Here is a 14,894-nt window from a genome sequence, read left to right as displayed (position 1 = left end):
GCATTGGGGCCCTTCTCCCAAAACTGTGCGGAGCCATGGATGGCGGAGCCCAAGCGCCACACGGATGTGCTTGAGCGTGTTTTGGGAGAAGGGCCCCAATGCCTGTCTTGCACCGGAAGCTGCATGTTTTGGGAGGCAGGTCCCGACACGCCCCTCCCCCGCAAGCATCAGGCTTGAGCCAGAGCCAGAGCTTGCAGTTGCCCCCGTGTACCGGCTATCGTTCAAAATCGACCTAGTAACCGGATGCACGATGACCAAACCGTTTCAGTTCAACGCCAGCGACGTCGACGTCGAAAAGCGCGAAACCGTCTTTCAGGGCTTCTTCCGCATGGACAAGCTGTGGCTGACCCACCCGCGTTTTGACGGCGGCGAGATGCCCGTATTCACCCGGGAACTGTTTATCCGTGGTGACGCCACCTGCGTGCTCCCCTATGATCCTGAAAGGGACGAAGTGGTATTGCTGGAACAGTTTCGCCTTGGCGCCATGGGCCGTGACCAGTCGCCCTGGCTGCTGGAACTGGTCGCCGGCATGAACGAAGACGGCGAAACACCGGAAGAAGTTGCGCAAAGGGAAGGGCAGGAAGAAGCGGGCCTGACCTTCAGCAAACTGGACAAAATCTGCGAGTATCTTGTCTCTCCGGGCGGTAGCACGGAACTTATACACCTGTATTGCGGCCGTATCAGCACCGAATCTGCTGGCGGGCTGTTCGGAATTGAGCACGAGCACGAAGACATCCGTGCCCACGTAGTCAGCTCAGAGGAGGCTATTGCCATGATCCAGGATGGCCGTATCAACAACGCGGCTGCGATCATTGCGTTGCAATGGCTTCAACTCAACCGCACCCGATTACGGGAAGGATGGGTTTGATGGGGGAGTGGACCATGAAGCCCAGGCGATACGTGCCAGACCTCCGGCGGCTGGGAGCGCTGTGCGATGGCAATTATCTAAGGCTGAACCAACTGCGGAAGCTGGAGTCGGCTGGAAAGCCCGTGTCCGAGTTTGAACTGCACCGGGAAGAGCAGTACCTCGGCCGTGTTCGGATCAAGGTGCTCCAGACCGCACGGTTTACCGAAACTCTCCTGCTGGAGCAGATCCACAACGCCGGTCGATGGCTCAATAACCCTCAATTGACCGTGCGTGTCTATCACGACGCTGCCATGGCAGAGGTGATCAGCTGTTACCGGGACCGCCAGATCGCGCCGGTCAACGATTACCCCAACCGTTTTATGCACCACCCGGATGAAAAGGTCCAGGTGAACAGTTTTCTGGCCGACTGGCTGGATTACTGTTTGCGCTTTGGGCATCTGCCCATGGAGCACTCCCTCTGGTCCGCTGGTGAGGGCGTTGACTAGTTCCCGTCTGGTCTAAGGAAAGAGTGGACTAAGGTGTGATGGCGAAGCGCAGTGGCTGTGTCATAGTTGTCAAATGATGCAATATGTCCTGTAACTATAGGCATAATGTGATCATGGTTCAGTTCAGAGGTGAGCAAACGGATTATTCTCACCGTATAGTCGGTCTAAAGCCAAGCGTGTTGACCAGTTACGAAACAGAGCGCCATGACCAGAAAGGACAAATCCCGGGTTCTCCGGGTGCTGCAGATCACTGACCCCCACCTCCTGGCCGATCCCGCTGGCGGGTTGCTCGGCGTGAACACCCGGGACAGCCTTGATGCCGTTATTGATAAGGTCATTAAAGATCGCGGTCAGCCGGACCTCATACTGGCGACCGGGGATATTGCGCAGGATGGATCGGAAGAGGCTTACCGCGTTTTTGGTGAGAGGTTGAGCGCTTTCTCCTGCACCTCGGCCTGGATAGCGGGCAACCACGACAAGCCGGATGTCCTGGCGCAGGTGGCCAGTGAGTATCAGGCGAACCGCCGGCATATTATTCAGGGTGGGTGGCAGTTCGTATTGCTGGACTCGTCTGTGCGTGGGCAGGTGTATGGTGAGCTGGCAGAGTCGGAACTGGAATTTCTTGCATCGACCCTGGAGCAGGGCCCGGATTTACCAACACTGATTGCGCTGCACCATCACCCGGTGGATATCGGATCGGAGTGGATGAAAGATATCGGCCTTCGCAACCGGGATGCGTTCTGGCGCGTCGTTGAACGTTTTCCTCAGGTCAAGATCGTTTTGTGGGGCCACATCCATCAGGAACACGACCTTGAGAGACACGGGGTCAGGTTACTGGCCACGCCATCCACCTGTATTCAGTTTACTTCCGGTTCGCGCGAGTTTGCCGTGGAGGCATTGTCGCCAGGCTATCGCTGGTTCGAGCTTGATGCCTCTGGAGAGAGCCATACGGAAGTGCGACGGGCAACCGACTTTGAGTTTGATCTGGACATCAATAGCACCGGCTACTGATCACAGTTTTGAGGGAGGCCCAAAGGCCTCCCTCCTGATTTCAGGCTTCCCGCAACTCACGGGCGGCGTCGACCATCTCCCGAAGTGCCGGGATGACCTCCTCCCAGTTCCGCGTTTTCAGCCCGCAGTCCGGATTTACCCAGAGCCTTTCCGTGGGTATCCGTTCTGCCGCCTTCTGCATGAGTGACACGATGTGCTGCTTTTCCGGGACGTTGGGCGAGTGGATATCGTACACGCCGGGGCCAATGTCGTTCGGGTATTGGAAGCCCTTGAAGGCATCGAGCAGTTCCATGTCCGAGCGTGATGTTTCGATGGTAATGACATCGGCATCCATGCGGGCGATGGCCTCGATGATGTCGTTGAACTCCGAGTAACACATGTGGGTGTGGATCTGGGTTTCGTCGCTGACGCCATTGGCGCTGATGCGGAAAGCCTCGATCGCCCAATCCAGGTAGTTCTGCCAGTCCGATTGTCGCAATGGCAGGCCTTCCCGCAGTGCGGCTTCGTCGATCTGGATGATTCGCACGCCGGATTCTTCGAGGTCCAGGACTTCCTCGCGGATTGCCAGTGCCAGTTGCAGGCAGGTGTCTTTTCTGGACTGGTCATCCCTCACGAACGACCAGTTGAGGATGGTCACCGGGCCGGTAAGCATGCCCTTCAGCGGCTTGTCGGTCAGTGACTGGGCGTAGCGGATCCAGTCTACTGTCATCGCCTGAGGGCGCTGGATGTCGCCAAAGAGGATGGGCGGCTTCACGCAGCGGGAACCATAGGACTGCACCCAGCCGAACTGGCTGAAAACGTAGCCTTCCAGTTGTTCGCCGAAGTATTCCACCATGTCGTTGCGCTCGGCTTCGCCGTGCACCAGTACATCCAGCCCCAGTGCCTCCTGTTCCCGCACGCAGTGGGCGATTTCGTCACGGATGCGGGTGGTGTACTCCCGCACGCTGAGGTCGCCCTTCCGGTACTGCAGGCGGGTCTGGCGGATCTCCCGGGTCTGGGGGAAAGAGCCAATGGTGGTGGTTGGGAATGCCGGCAGGTCCAGCTGTTGTTTCTGTCGTTCCAGGCGTTGGGCGTAGGGGCTTTTTCGATTTCCCAGCTCTGGTGTGATCGCGGCAACGGCCCGGGTGACATCGGGATTATGCACGCGGGTGGAGTTCCTGCGGCTGGCAACGGCCAGAGCGTTCTTTGCCAGGGGCTCGACTGTGGCCGCACGCCCATGGTTCAGGGCGTTGGCCAGGGTTTGCAGCTCATCCAGTTTTTGTACCGCAAACGCCAGCCAGGAACGAACCTCCGGATCCATCGCGGTCTCCGATTCAAGGTCCACAGGGACGTGGAGCAGCGAACAGGAAGGGGCCAGCCAGAGCCGTTCCCCGAGGCGTTCATGCACCGGTTCGAGCCAGTCCAATGTGGCTTCAAGGTCCGTCTTCCAGACATTTCGACCATTGATGACGCCAAGGGAGAGTATTTTGTGGGGCGGCAGCCAGTCGGTGACCTGGCTGACTTCGCCTGCGGCGCTGATGGCATCCAGGTGCAATCCGGCGACCGGCAGCTCGCAGGCCAGTTGCAGGTTTTCCTTCAGCTCTCCGAAGTAGGTGGTCAGCAACAGTTTGACCGGGCAGGCCTTCAGTTGGTGATAGGCGAGATTAAAGGCATGCCGCCAGTCGCCGTTGAGTTCGGTGACCAGCGCCGGCTCGTCGATCTGTACCCAGTCCACGCCCTGTTCCGCCAGCAGATTGAGCAGTTCGGCATACACCGGCAGCAAATCGTCCAGCAACGCCAGCCGGTCACTGTCATCCTTGCTTTTGCCCAGCCAGAGATAGGTGACGGGGCCAATGATAACGGGTTTGACATTCACGCCCTGGGCCCGGGCTTCGGCCAGTTGCGCCAGCAGGCGTTCCGGATTGAGCTGGAACCGGGTGCCGCTGTCGAATTCCGGCACGATGTAGTGGTAGTTGGTGTCGAACCACTTGGTCATTTCACCGGCATGAATGGCGCAGCAGGCGGTGTCGTTGGCGGATCGGCCCCTGGCGACCCGGAAATAGCGGTCCAGGTCCGTGCCGCTGGTGTCCTGGGCGCGGGCAGGCAGGTGACCAAGAGTGAAGCTCATGTCCAGAACCTGGTCATAGTAGGAGAAGTCGCCAACCGGGGCGAACGTCAGGGACGATTGCTGTAACCAGTGGCGACGGCGCAGGTCGGCGGCGGTAATGTTCAGCTCCTCGGCATTGAGCTGGCCTTTCCAGAATGCCTCCTGGGCGAACTTGAGTTCCCGCCTTGCACCGATCCGGGGGAAACCCAGGTTGTGTGTCGTAATCATGATGTTGTCCTTGCGTGTGTTCATGGGGTTTCGGGAAGAACCACCAAGATTACGCATCTGGTATGATGAAAAATAATGGTATTATTTCAACAATCCATGAATTTAATTCACGCTAATGGCGATAAGGTTGCGGGCCATGATTGAGCGGAATCATCTGGAAATTCTCCGGGAAGTGGAGCGTCAGGGCTCGCTGACGGCAGCAGCCGAGGCGCTGCATCTGACCCAGTCGGCGTTAAGCCACGCGGTCAAAAAACTGGAGTTGCAGTTGGGCACGCCAGTGTGGGAGCGGGAAGGGCGTCAGTTGCGGCTGACCCAGGCTGGTCAGTACTTACTGTCACTGGCCACGCGGTTGTTGCCGCAGTTCGAGCATGCGGAAATGCTGATCGGGCAGTTTGCAAAAGGGCAGCGCGGCACCCTGCGGATCGGTATGGAATGCCATCCCTGCTACCAATGGCTGCTCAAGGTTGTGGGGCCCTATCTGGAGCAATGGCCCACGGTGGATGTGGATGTGAAGCAACGCTTCCAGTTTGGCGGCATCGGGGCGCTGTTCGGGCACGACATTGATATTCTGGTAACGCCGGATCCTTTGCATCGCCCTGGTCTGGTGTTTGAACCGGTGTTCGATTATGAACAGGTGCTGGTGGTGGCTAGCGGGCACGAACTGGCTTCGAAAGACTGGGCGGAACCGGCGGACCTGGCGGAGGAAACCCTGATTACCTACCCGGTGGAAGTTGAACGGCTGGATATCTATACCCGGTTTTTGCTCCCGGCCCACGCCAGTCCGGCCAAACACAAAACCATAGAAACCACGGATATCATGTTGCAGATGGTGGCAGCCGGCCGTGGCGTGGCGGCTCTGCCACGGTGGTTGGTGGATGAGTACGCCGAGAAAATGCCGCTGAAACCGGTTCGGTTGGGCAGCCAGGGCATTCAGAAACAGATCTTTTTGGGCCTTCGTGACCGTGATCGCGAGGTGGATTACCTGAATTCCTTCATGAATACCGCTCGAGGGGTTCGCTGGTATTAGCGTCTTCGGTTAAACTGCGCGAAAAATCAATAGGGAATCCGATCATGAGTGATATACCTGCAGATCTTAAATACATCGAGACTCATCAATGGGTTCGCGTCTCCGACGATGGCACGGCCACCGTGGGCATTACCGATTTTGCCCAGGAGCAGTTGGGGGATGTGGTCTATATTGGTGTGCCGGAAGTTGGCGTTACTGTAAATGGCGCTGAAGAGGCCGGTGTGGCGGAGTCCGTCAAGTCGGCGTCGGATGTGTTCAGTCCGGTCACCGGTGAGGTGATCGAGGTGAACGAGAGCCTGGAAGACGAGCCGGAGAAGGTGAACGAGGATCCTTACGGTGATGGCTGGCTGTTCAAGGTGCGTCTGGAAGACAAGGGCGAGTTGGACGGTCTGATGGACGCTACTGCCTATGCGGAGCATGTGGCTGCCGAAGGGTAGTTCTCTGGTTCCGTGCAGGCATTGAGTGGGTCGGGCCTCCCAAAACACGCTGTGAATACGTCCCTGTACGCTTGGGCTCCGCCATCCATGGCTCCGCACAGTTTTGGGAGGCCCGACCCACTCAATACCCCCAAGTGCGGAGTTGAATCCGCTCGCTTGTGTATAATTCCCCCTCTTTTTTTCAACCCATTAGGTAGCCGTTATGAATTTCCCCGTCCTTTATCTCCGCAAAGGCGCTGAGCGCAGGCTGAAAGCCGGTCACCTGTGGGTCTACAGCAATGAAGTGGACACCCGCCGATCACCGTTAACGGACTTCGAGGCCGGGGCGCAGGCGGAGTTGCGGGCGGCTAATGATAAGCCGTTAGGCACGGTGTTTGTGAATCCTCACGCGCTGATCTGTGGCCGTCTGATCAGTCGGAATGCCAGCCATGGTATGACGCCGCAGCGTCTTACCCAGCGGATGGAGGCGGCCCTGGCACTGCGTGACCGGTTGTTCGACAAGCCCTTCTACCGCTGGGTGTTCGGTGACAGCGACGGGTTGTCGGGGCTGGTGATTGATCGCTTTGACGATACCGTGGTGGTGCAGATTTCCACCGTTGGTATGGAGTTGATGAAGGAGGCGATTGTTCGGGCGGTCCAGCGTCTGGTGCATCCTGCCGCGATCATCCTCAAAAACGATGGCAAGATGCGTAAGGTAGAAGGGCTGGACACCTACGTTGAGCAGGCCCACGGGGCGGAAGCCAGTCTGCTTAAGGTGGAAGAGAACGGTGTGCGTTTCGAGGTGCCGCTGGAAGGCGGTCAGAAAACCGGCTGGTTCTATGATCACCGCATGAATCGTCAACGTCTGCAGGCCTATGCGCCCGGTAAGCGGGTGCTGGATGTGTTCAGCTATGTCGGGGGCTGGGGCATTCAGGCGGCCTGTGCCGGTGCCACGCAGGTGACCTGTGTGGACAGTTCTTCCTCGGCGATTGAGTCGGTTCACCATAATGCCCGGCTGAATGGCCTGGATAACGTGGAAACCATTGAGGGAGACGCGTTTGAGGCCCTGAAGGCACTGGCGGATGAGAAAGAGAAATTCGACATTGTGGTGCTGGACCCGCCGGCGCTGATTCCTCGCCGCCGTGACCAGAAAGCCGGTGAGCAGGCCTATGCTCGGCTGAATCAGCTGGGACTGCGGTTGCTGGAGCGGGATGGGTTGCTGATTTCCGCATCCTGTTCGATGCATCTGTCCCAGGACAAACTGGTCGATATCATTCGTGGCAGCGGTCGTAAGATTGATCGGTTTGTTCAGCTGCTGGAGCAGGGCCACCAGGCGCCGGACCACCCGGTGATTCCGGGCATTCCGGAAACGGATTACATCAAATCGTGCTTTGTGCGGTCTTTGACTGGTTTTTTCTAGCCTTCAAGTTTCGGGCAAGCCCACCAGCGGGTACAGTGCTCCGGGATACGCTGTGAATACGTCCCTGTACGCTCGACAAAAACATCCCTGTTTTTGACGATCCCGGAGCACTGTACCCGCTGGCGGGCCCAAAGTTCGGCAGTTAGTCTCTGAGAGACATCACTTTCCAGCCATTCTCCACAGCCAGCTTTGCCAGTGTCGGGTCCGGGTCAACGGCCACAGGGTTGTCGACTTTTCTCAGCAATGGCGCGTCATTGTGGGAGTCGCTGTAGAACCAGGCGCCTTCCAGTGTCTCGCTGTTCGAAGCCAGCCAGTCGTTCAGGCGGGTGACTTTGCCGTCCTGAAAGCTGGGGGTGCCTGCCACTTCGCCCGTATAGCGGCCATTGATCATTTCCGGATCGGTGGCGATCAAATGCTCAATGCCCAGGAGCTCCGCAACCGGTTCGGTGACGAAGCGGTTAGTGGCGGTGATGATCATCAGGGTATGGCCCTGATTTCGGTGCTTTTCCAGCAACCGGAAAGCTTTATCCTGCAGCATGGGGCGGACCTTTTTGTTCATGAAACGGTCGCGCCAGGCCAGCAAGTCCTCCATGGAATGTTTTGCCAGGGGCTGCAGGGCAAAGCCGAGGTAATGCAGGATGTCCAGTTCGCCGTTCAGGTACTCCTGATAGAAGCGATCATTGGCCTTGCGGTACTCCTCGGCATCTACAATGCCTTCCTCCACCAGAAATTCGCCCCAGGCGTGGTCGCTGTCTCCTGCGAGCAGGGTGTTATCAAGGTCAAAGATCGCAAGCGTCAAGGGTGTTACCTCCGGTCATGGCAGGGGTTGGTGGAAAGGTCACAGTCTACCATGACACATCGGTGACGGCTTCGTTTGCCGAACCCTTGGGATTCTGTAAGAATGATAGCAACTTGGACAATTCCGACCGGTCAATTTTTGCACTGGTCCGCCGACTTTTAAGAGGACTGTGCCGTGATCGACTCAGACGGTTTCAGACCCAACGTCGGAATCATTCTGGCCAACCACAGGGGCGAGGTTCTCTGGGCTAGGCGAATAGGGCAGGACTCCTGGCAGTTCCCGCAGGGCGGTATCCAGTACAACGAATCGCCGGAAGACGCGTTGTATCGGGAACTGGGGGAAGAGATAGGCTTGAGTGCGGCGGATGTCGAAATCATCAGCTGTACCCGGGGCTGGCTGAGGTATCGCCTCCCGCGGCGGATGGTGCGGCATAACTCGCATCCCGTGTGTGTGGGACAAAAACAGAAATGGTTCCTGCTGAGGATGTTATCGCCGGATGCGCAAGTGCGCGTTGACGGCACCGATTCGCCGGAATTCGACGGCTGGCAGTGGGTGAGCTACTGGTACCCCCTGGGACAGGTGGTCTCATTCAAGCGTGAAGTGTACAGACGTGCGCTGAGGGAGCTTGCACCGCGATTGTTCTATAACATGGAGCAGTGGCATCGGAGCGAGCAGAACCGGCGCTTAAAGGACCAACAGAAATGACGGGCTGAAACCGCCATGCTGAGCATACTGCGAAATCTGGTACAAGAGGTAAACAGCGCCCGCGACCTGCAGGAAGCGCTGGAGATCATTGTATCGCGGGTGCAGAAAGCCATGGGGACCGAAGTCTGCTCCGTCTACCTGCTGGATCCGGCGACCAACCGCTACATCCTGATGGCCACCGAAGGGCTCTACAGCAAAGCAGTGGGGCAGGTCAGCCTGGCCTATTCTGAGGGTCTTGTCGGTCTGGTTGGCTCCCGCGAGGAGCCGATCAACCTGGAAGATGCGCCATCCCATCCCCGTTATCGCTACTTTCCGGAAACCGGTGAAGAGCGCTTCCGTTCTTTTCTTGGTGTGCCCATCATTCACCACCGCCGCGTGCTTGGTGTGCTGGTGGTCCAGCAGCGTGAGAGTTCCCGCTGTTTCGATGAGGGCGAAGAAGCCTTCCTGGTTACGGTATCCGCGCAGTTGGCCGGCGTTATTGCTCACAGTGAGGCAACTGGCGCCATCAGCGGTCTGTCCCTGACCGGGGAAGAGACCAAGGATGTCAGTTTCAGCGGCGTGCCCGGCGCGCCGGGTGTGGCCATCGGCAAAGGCGTGGTGGTTTATCCGGCGGCGGATCTTGATGTGGTTCCCGAAAAGCCGACGGATGATATCGATCTGGAACTGGAGCAGTTTGCAGGAGCTGTGACCGCCGTCCGCGAAGATATCGAACGGGTCGCCAATCGCCTTGCCTCCCAGCTACGCCCGGAAGAGCAGGCGCTGTTTGACGTGTATTTGCGGATGCTGGGGGATGACGCCATGCCCGGCGAGGTCGCCAACAAGATCCGTGAAGGTTTTTGGGCGCAGGGCGCGTTGAAGCAGGTCGTTCAGCAGTATGTGCGCCACTTCGAGATGATGGATGACCACTACCTGCAGGAGCGGGCGGTGGATATCCGCGACCTCGGTCGTCGGTTGCTGTCGCACTTGCAGGAAGGTGAACAGAAAGACCAGGTTTACCCTGAGCGAACCGTCCTGGTGAGTGAAGAGCTGACGCCTGCCATGCTGGGTGAGGTGCCGAAGGGACAGCTGGTGGGCCTGGTGTCGGTCAAGGGGTCCAGTAACTCCCACGTTGCTATCCTTGCCCGTGCGATGGGTGTGCCCACTGTCATGGGGCTGGTGGATATCCCGGTTAACCAGCTTGATGGCCGGGAACTCATTGTTGACGGTTTCGAGGGGCAAATTTTTGCTTCGCCCTCCGACGATCTCCGGTCCTATTACCAGGAAATCTGTGACGAGGAAGACGAGCTGATCAAGGGGCTCGAGGTCCTGCGTGACAAACCCTGTGAGACCATCGACGGCCATCGGGTATCGTTACTCGTCAACACCGGTCTGATGACCGACGTTGTCCGCTCCCTGAATCATGGCGCTGAAGGCATTGGTCTTTATCGCACCGAAGTGCCGTTCATGATCAAGGATCGCTTTCCCTCCGAGCAGGAACAGCGTGAGTATTACCGCGAACAGCTGGAGGCCTTTGCGCCCAGCCCGGTGACCATGCGCACTCTGGACATCGGCGGTGACAAGGCACTGACCTATTTCCCGATCGAGGAAGAGAACCCCTTCCTGGGCTGGCGCGGTATCCGGGTGACCCTGGATCATCCGGAGATCTTCCTGGTGCAGGTGCGAGCCATGCTCAAGGCCAGTGAGGGGCTGAACAACCTGCAGATCATGTTGCCGATGATCAGCAACATCTCGGAAGTGGAAGAGTCGCTGCACCTGATTTACCGGGTATACCACGAGGTCAGGGAGGAAGGTTACGAGATCCATATGCCCAAGGTTGGCGTCATGGTGGAAATTCCGGCTGCGGTTTACCAGATCCGTGAGCTGGCGGACCGGGTGGATTTCCTCTCGGTTGGCTCCAACGATCTGACCCAGTACCTGCTGGCGGTTGATCGCAACAACCCCCGGGTTGCCCAGTTGTATCATTCTTACCACCCGGCTGTGCTCCAGGCGCTGGTTCGTATTGCGCAGGACGCTCATTCTGTCGGTAAGCCGGTTGGTATATGCGGTGAGCTGGCCGGTGATCCCGGCGGCGCCCTGTTGCTGATGGCCATGGGATACGATTCCCTGTCGATGAATGCCGCGAGCCTGCCCAAGGTCAAATCAGTGATTCGCAGTATCAGCCGTGAGTGGGCCAGCCAGCTGCTAGAGGACGTGCTGCTGCTGGACTCGCCGCATGTCATCAAGAGTTGTGTGGACCTGGCATTGCGCAACGCCGGGTTCGGCCGTTACCTCCGCCCCGGAAAGTCGACTACGAAAGCGTTGGCCGCGCAGGCCGCTTCCTGAGTTGCTGATGGGTTGGCGCCGGATAATAGGGTGTAAGCTCTAAAACCGGTTGGTATCGTGCGGAAACGCAGTAAATAAAAAACCCGGAAGGGAAAGTTGTATGACGTCAGCGACCACTGAGACTAAATCGAAACCCCGCATCGGCCTGGCGCTTGGCGGTGGCGGCCCGTTGGGCGGCATCTATGAGATTGGTGCCCTGCGTGCGCTGGACGAAGCTCTCGATGGTCTCGATTTCAATAACATCGATGTTTATGTCGGTGTGAATGCTGGTTCCTTCGCGGCAGCGAACCTGGCGAACCAGATGACAACCGCGCAGTTGTGTCGTATTTTTGTACGCAATGAGGCCGAGGTACACCCCTTCCACCCGGAAGTGTTCTATCGCCCGGCCCTTCGCGAATTTGGTGGTCGCCTGCTCGCTGTGCCCGGGTTGCTGACAACGGCGGTCCGTCGCTTCATCAATAACCCTTACGATCAAAGCCTGCTGGAAGCGATGACTATTCTTGCTCAGGCAGCGCCTGCAGGACTGTTTGATAACGAGGGGCTGCATGAGTACCTGCAGCGTGCGTTCACCATGCTCGGGCGCACCAATGATTTTCGCCAACTCAAGCGCAGCCTCTACATTGTGGCAGCGGATGTCGAGAGCACCGACGCCGTCTGTTTCGGAGCGCCAGGCTTTGACCATGTGCCGATTTCCCGTGCGATACAGGCCAGTATGTCCTCTCCAGGCCTGTATGTGCCGGTAAACATTGATGGCCGCTACTACGTGGACGGCACCCTGCGTAAAGGGCTTCACGCCTCGGTGGCGTTTGAAGACGGTGCCGACCTAGTGTTTGCGGTGAACCCCCAGGTGCCGATTGACGCCAGCGCGGCGGTCAGGACCGGGACCATGAAACCGGGTGAGCTGACCCGCTCGGGCATGCCAAACCTGCTGGCGCAGATGTTCCGGACCATGGTGTATTCCCGCATGCAGTCCGGCATTGCCCAGTACGCGCGGGATTACCCGGACAAGGATATTCTGCTGTTCGAGCCCACCCGTGACGATGCCAAGCTGTTTTTCTCCAACGTGTTCAGTTTCCAGTCCCGCCGGATGGTGTGTGAGCACGCCTACCAGATGACCCGTCGAGACCTGCTGGCCCGCGCGGACGAGTTGGAGCCGAGGCTGGCGAAATACGGCATCAAGCTGCGCCGTGACCGCCTTGAGGACGAGCAGCGCACCATCAGTACCAGTCTGTATGGGGAAATGTTGCCGTTGTATGTGGCGAAGGGGCGTAAAAAACAGGCGCAGAAGGGCAAGCTGGTGAGCGGGCTTGAGAACGTGACGCACCTGTTCTCGCGCGCGGAGTAGAAGCTGGCGGTGGGGCGTGCGGCCTTGTTGTTGGATTACGCTTTGCTAATCCAACCTACCTGCATGACCACACGCTCTACCCGTAGGTCGGATTTACCGGTGAACGGCACAATGAGCGAAGCGTAATCCGACAATTGGCCATCACGGTCAGTGGTAGGTCGGATTAGGCGAAGCCGTAATCCGACATCATCAGCGTTAGAGTATATAGCGGCTCAGATCTTCATCTTCCGCCAGTTCCCCAAGCTTCTCATCCACGAATGCCGCTGTTACCTCAAAGCCGTCGGTAACGTTGTCACCTGCTTCGTAGGACAGGCTTTCCAGCAGTCGTTCAAGCACGGTATGCAGGCGGCGCGCACCGATATTCTCGGTGGTTTCATTTACTTTCCAGGCCACTTCCGCAATCCGGGTAATAGCATCTTCGGCGAAGGTCAGTTTCACGCCTTCTGTGCCCATCAGTGCCTCGTATTGTTGCACCAGCGAGGCATCCGGCTCGGTCAGGATGCGCTTGAAGTCATCTGGGGTCAGAGCCTGTAGCTCAACCCGGATCGGCAGGCGGCCCTGGAGTTCCGGAATCAGGTCTGATGGCTTGGACAGGTGGAATGCGCCAGAGGCAATGAACAGGATGTGATCCGTGCGGACAGCGCCGTATTTAGTGCTGACGGTGCTGCCTTCTATCAATGGCAACAGATCCCGCTGCACGCCTTCCCGGGAAACATCAGACGACGTATTCTCGGAGCGCTTGGCGACCTTGTCGATTTCATCGAGGAACACGATACCGTTCTGTTCGACCGACTGAACCGCCTTCTGCTTGATCTCTTCCTCGTTCACCAGCTTGGCGGCTTCCTCGTCCTGAACCTGCTTCAGGGCATCCGCCACTTTGATTTTGCGGGTTTTGCGCTTGTCTGAGGACATATTGGAGAACATGTTTTGCAACTGGCTGGTCATTTCTTCCATGCCAGGAGGCGCCATGATCTCAACGCCCGCTCCACCACTGCGCAGGTCGATCTCGATTTCCTTGTCATCCAGTTCGCCTTCGCGCAACTTTTTACGGAACAGCTGACGGGTGGAGGATTCCCCATCGGTGCGCTGACTGTCTTCCTTGAAGTCCCGGGCCGGTGGCAGCAGGGCATCGAGGATACGCTCTTCTGCTGCGTCGAGGGCGCGATGCTCGTGACGCTTCTTTTCTTTCTCGCGAAGCATCTTCACTGCCATGTCCGCCAGATCACGGATGATGGATTCCACATCGCGGCCGACATAGCCCACCTCGGTAAACTTGGTGGCCTCGACTTTCAGAAACGGGGCATCAGCGAGTTTTGCCAGGCGGCGGGCAATCTCGGTTTTGCCCACGCCGGTGGGGCCGATCATCAGGATGTTCTTGGGGGTGATTTCCTCTCGCAGGCTGCTGTCCAGCTGCATGCGACGCCAGCGGTTCCGCAGCGCAATGGCAACCGCCCGCTTGGCTTCTTCCTGACCTACGATGTGTTTGTTGAGTTCGTGAACGATCTCACGGGGAGTCATTGCAGACATGGTTGCTCCGAATCAGTCGTTGGCAGAAAGCACTTCAAGGGTGCGATTGTGGTTGGTGTAGATGCAGATGTCGGCGGCTATATCCAGGCCTTTCTCCACAACCTCACTGGCTTTCAGGTCGGTGTTCTCAAGCAGGGCGCGGGCCGAGGCCTGCGCGAATGGGCCGCCGGAGCCGATGGCAATCAGACCCTGTTCCGGCTCGATAACATCGCCGTTGCCGGTAATGATCAGCGAGGCGGTTTTATCGGCGACGGCCAGGAGCGCTTCAAGTCGGCGCAGGGCGCGATCCGTTCGCCATTCCTTGGCCAGCTCTACCGCTGCTCGCGTCAGGTTGCCCTGATGTTTCTCCAGTTGGGCTTCAAAGCGCTCGAACAGGGTAAAGGCATCGGCGGTGCCGCCGGCGAATCCTGCCAGTACCTTGCCGTTATACAGGCGGCGAACCTTGCGGGCATTGCCTTTCATTACGGTGTTGCCAAGGGATACCTGGCCATCGCCACCCATGGCGACTTCGTCATCGCGCCTGACGGAAAGAATGGTAGTCATGTGGGCTCCAGTTGCCTGATGAAAAACGGTATTCAGCAGTTATGGAGGCGGGTGGTTTTTTTTCAAGGGCGCAGAGGGAGCAGGCTGGGTGGACAGTCATGCAAAGAGGGCC

At 58.1% G+C, this 14,894-nt stretch carries 13 protein-coding genes; 9 read left to right on the top strand and 4 right to left on the bottom strand.

Translation table 11 applies throughout. The annotated features are described in order from the left end of the window. Positions 1-250: 250 nt before the first annotated feature. The 3 genes from ACQUWM_RS17590 (at position 251) to cpdA (ending at position 2,364) form a co-directional block, all read left to right on the top strand. Positions 251-868 (top strand): NUDIX domain-containing protein, encoded by a 618-nt coding sequence (locus tag ACQUWM_RS17590; protein WP_428922980.1) that lies wholly within the window; start codon positions 251-253, stop codon positions 866-868. Continuing rightward, entirely contained in the window at positions 868-1,353 is a 486-nt protein-coding gene (locus tag ACQUWM_RS17585) for a DUF1249 domain-containing protein (protein WP_407001268.1), read from the top strand. The genes ACQUWM_RS17590 and ACQUWM_RS17585 overlap by 1 nt, the downstream gene beginning before the upstream one ends. A gap of 204 nt (positions 1,354-1,557) precedes the next feature. Next, entirely contained in the window at positions 1,558-2,364 is an 807-nt protein-coding gene (gene cpdA / locus ACQUWM_RS17580; RefSeq protein WP_407001266.1) for a 3',5'-cyclic-AMP phosphodiesterase, read from the top strand. Positions 2,365-2,404: 40 nt separating this feature from the next. Here the strand turns inward: cpdA and metE are convergent, their stop codons facing one another. Beyond that, positions 2,405-4,678 (bottom strand): 5-methyltetrahydropteroyltriglutamate--homocysteine S-methyltransferase, encoded by a 2,274-nt coding sequence (gene metE / locus ACQUWM_RS17575; protein WP_428922979.1) that lies wholly within the window; start codon positions 4,676-4,678, stop codon positions 2,405-2,407. Positions 4,679-4,814: 136 nt separating this feature from the next. On the opposite strand from metE, the gene ACQUWM_RS17570 reads away from it, so the two are divergent. From ACQUWM_RS17570 to ACQUWM_RS17560, 3 genes are all read left to right on the top strand, one after another. Beyond that, positions 4,815-5,705 (top strand): LysR family transcriptional regulator, encoded by an 891-nt coding sequence (locus ACQUWM_RS17570; RefSeq protein ID WP_428922978.1) that lies wholly within the window; start codon positions 4,815-4,817, stop codon positions 5,703-5,705. Between the two features lie 44 nt (positions 5,706-5,749). Next, positions 5,750-6,142: a glycine cleavage system protein GcvH gene (gene gcvH / locus ACQUWM_RS17565; protein WP_407001260.1), complete on the top strand. Its 393-nt coding sequence runs from the start codon at positions 5,750-5,752 to the stop codon at positions 6,140-6,142. A 202-nt stretch (positions 6,143-6,344) separates the two neighbouring features. After that, on the top strand, positions 6,345-7,541 hold the full coding sequence (locus ACQUWM_RS17560; protein WP_428922977.1) for a class I SAM-dependent rRNA methyltransferase: 1,197 nt from the start codon (positions 6,345-6,347) through the stop codon (positions 7,539-7,541). Between the two features lie 142 nt (positions 7,542-7,683). Here ACQUWM_RS17560 and ACQUWM_RS17555 read toward each other — a convergent pair whose 3' ends face one another. Then, the gene (locus tag ACQUWM_RS17555) at positions 7,684-8,340 is read right to left on the bottom strand and encodes an HAD family hydrolase (RefSeq protein ID WP_428922976.1); all 657 of its coding nucleotides are present in this window, start codon (positions 8,338-8,340) and stop codon (positions 7,684-7,686) included. Positions 8,341-8,514: 174 nt separating this feature from the next. Here ACQUWM_RS17555 and ACQUWM_RS17550 point away from each other — a divergent pair, with 174 nt between their 5' ends. The 3 genes from ACQUWM_RS17550 to ACQUWM_RS17540 all read left to right on the top strand — a co-directional run bounded on the left by ACQUWM_RS17550 (position 8,515) and on the right by ACQUWM_RS17540 (position 12,712). Further along, positions 8,515-9,045, top strand: coding sequence for an RNA pyrophosphohydrolase (locus ACQUWM_RS17550; RefSeq protein WP_406988152.1), 531 nt, complete (start codon positions 8,515-8,517; stop codon positions 9,043-9,045). A 15-nt stretch (positions 9,046-9,060) separates the two neighbouring features. Beyond that, entirely contained in the window at positions 9,061-11,367 is a 2,307-nt protein-coding gene (gene ptsP, locus ACQUWM_RS17545) for a phosphoenolpyruvate--protein phosphotransferase (protein WP_407001255.1), read from the top strand. A 100-nt stretch (positions 11,368-11,467) separates the two neighbouring features. Beyond that, entirely contained in the window at positions 11,468-12,712 is a 1,245-nt protein-coding gene (locus ACQUWM_RS17540) for a patatin-like phospholipase family protein (RefSeq protein ID WP_407001253.1), read from the top strand. 195 nt (positions 12,713-12,907) lie between these two features. Here ACQUWM_RS17540 and hslU read toward each other — a convergent pair whose 3' ends face one another. Together hslU and hslV are read right to left on the bottom strand one after the other, a co-directional pair. Next, complete coding sequence (gene hslU / locus ACQUWM_RS17535) at positions 12,908-14,239, bottom strand: ATP-dependent protease ATPase subunit HslU (RefSeq protein WP_428922975.1); 1,332 nt, start codon at positions 14,237-14,239, stop codon at positions 12,908-12,910. A 12-nt stretch (positions 14,240-14,251) separates the two neighbouring features. Next, the gene (hslV, locus tag ACQUWM_RS17530) at positions 14,252-14,782 is read right to left on the bottom strand and encodes an ATP-dependent protease subunit HslV (RefSeq protein ID WP_406988147.1); all 531 of its coding nucleotides are present in this window, start codon (positions 14,780-14,782) and stop codon (positions 14,252-14,254) included. Between the last annotated feature and the right edge of the window lie 112 nt (positions 14,783-14,894).

This window comes from Marinobacter sp. DUT-3 (assembly GCF_050379435.1).
Taxonomy (GTDB): domain Bacteria; phylum Pseudomonadota; class Gammaproteobacteria; order Pseudomonadales; family Oleiphilaceae; genus Marinobacter.
This window is presented reverse-complemented; position numbering and strand designations above follow the sequence as displayed.

Bases quoted from the DNA above. Each gene is read 5' to 3' on its own strand.
- ACQUWM_RS17540 (WP_407001253.1), top strand. From the start codon at position 11,468: ATGACGTCAGCGACCACTGAGACTAAATCGAAACCCCGCATCGGCCTG.
- ACQUWM_RS17590 (WP_428922980.1), top strand. From the start codon at position 251: ATGACCAAACCGTTTCAGTTCAACGCCAGCGACGTCGACGTCGAAAAG.
- ACQUWM_RS17585 (WP_407001268.1), top strand. From the start codon at position 868: ATGGGGGAGTGGACCATGAAGCCCAGGCGATACGTGCCAGACCTCCGG.
- ACQUWM_RS17570 (WP_428922978.1), top strand. From the start codon at position 4,815: ATGATTGAGCGGAATCATCTGGAAATTCTCCGGGAAGTGGAGCGTCAG.
- ptsP (WP_407001255.1), top strand. From the start codon at position 9,061: ATGCTGAGCATACTGCGAAATCTGGTACAAGAGGTAAACAGCGCCCGC.
- cpdA (WP_407001266.1), top strand. From the start codon at position 1,558: ATGACCAGAAAGGACAAATCCCGGGTTCTCCGGGTGCTGCAGATCACT.
- hslU (WP_428922975.1), bottom strand. From the start codon at position 14,239: ATGTCTGCAATGACTCCCCGTGAGATCGTTCACGAACTCAACAAACAC.
- hslV (WP_406988147.1), bottom strand. From the start codon at position 14,782: ATGACTACCATTCTTTCCGTCAGGCGCGATGACGAAGTCGCCATGGGT.
- gcvH (WP_407001260.1), top strand. From the start codon at position 5,750: ATGAGTGATATACCTGCAGATCTTAAATACATCGAGACTCATCAATGG.
- metE (WP_428922979.1), bottom strand. From the start codon at position 4,678: ATGATTACGACACACAACCTGGGTTTCCCCCGGATCGGTGCAAGGCGG.
- ACQUWM_RS17560 (WP_428922977.1), top strand. From the start codon at position 6,345: ATGAATTTCCCCGTCCTTTATCTCCGCAAAGGCGCTGAGCGCAGGCTG.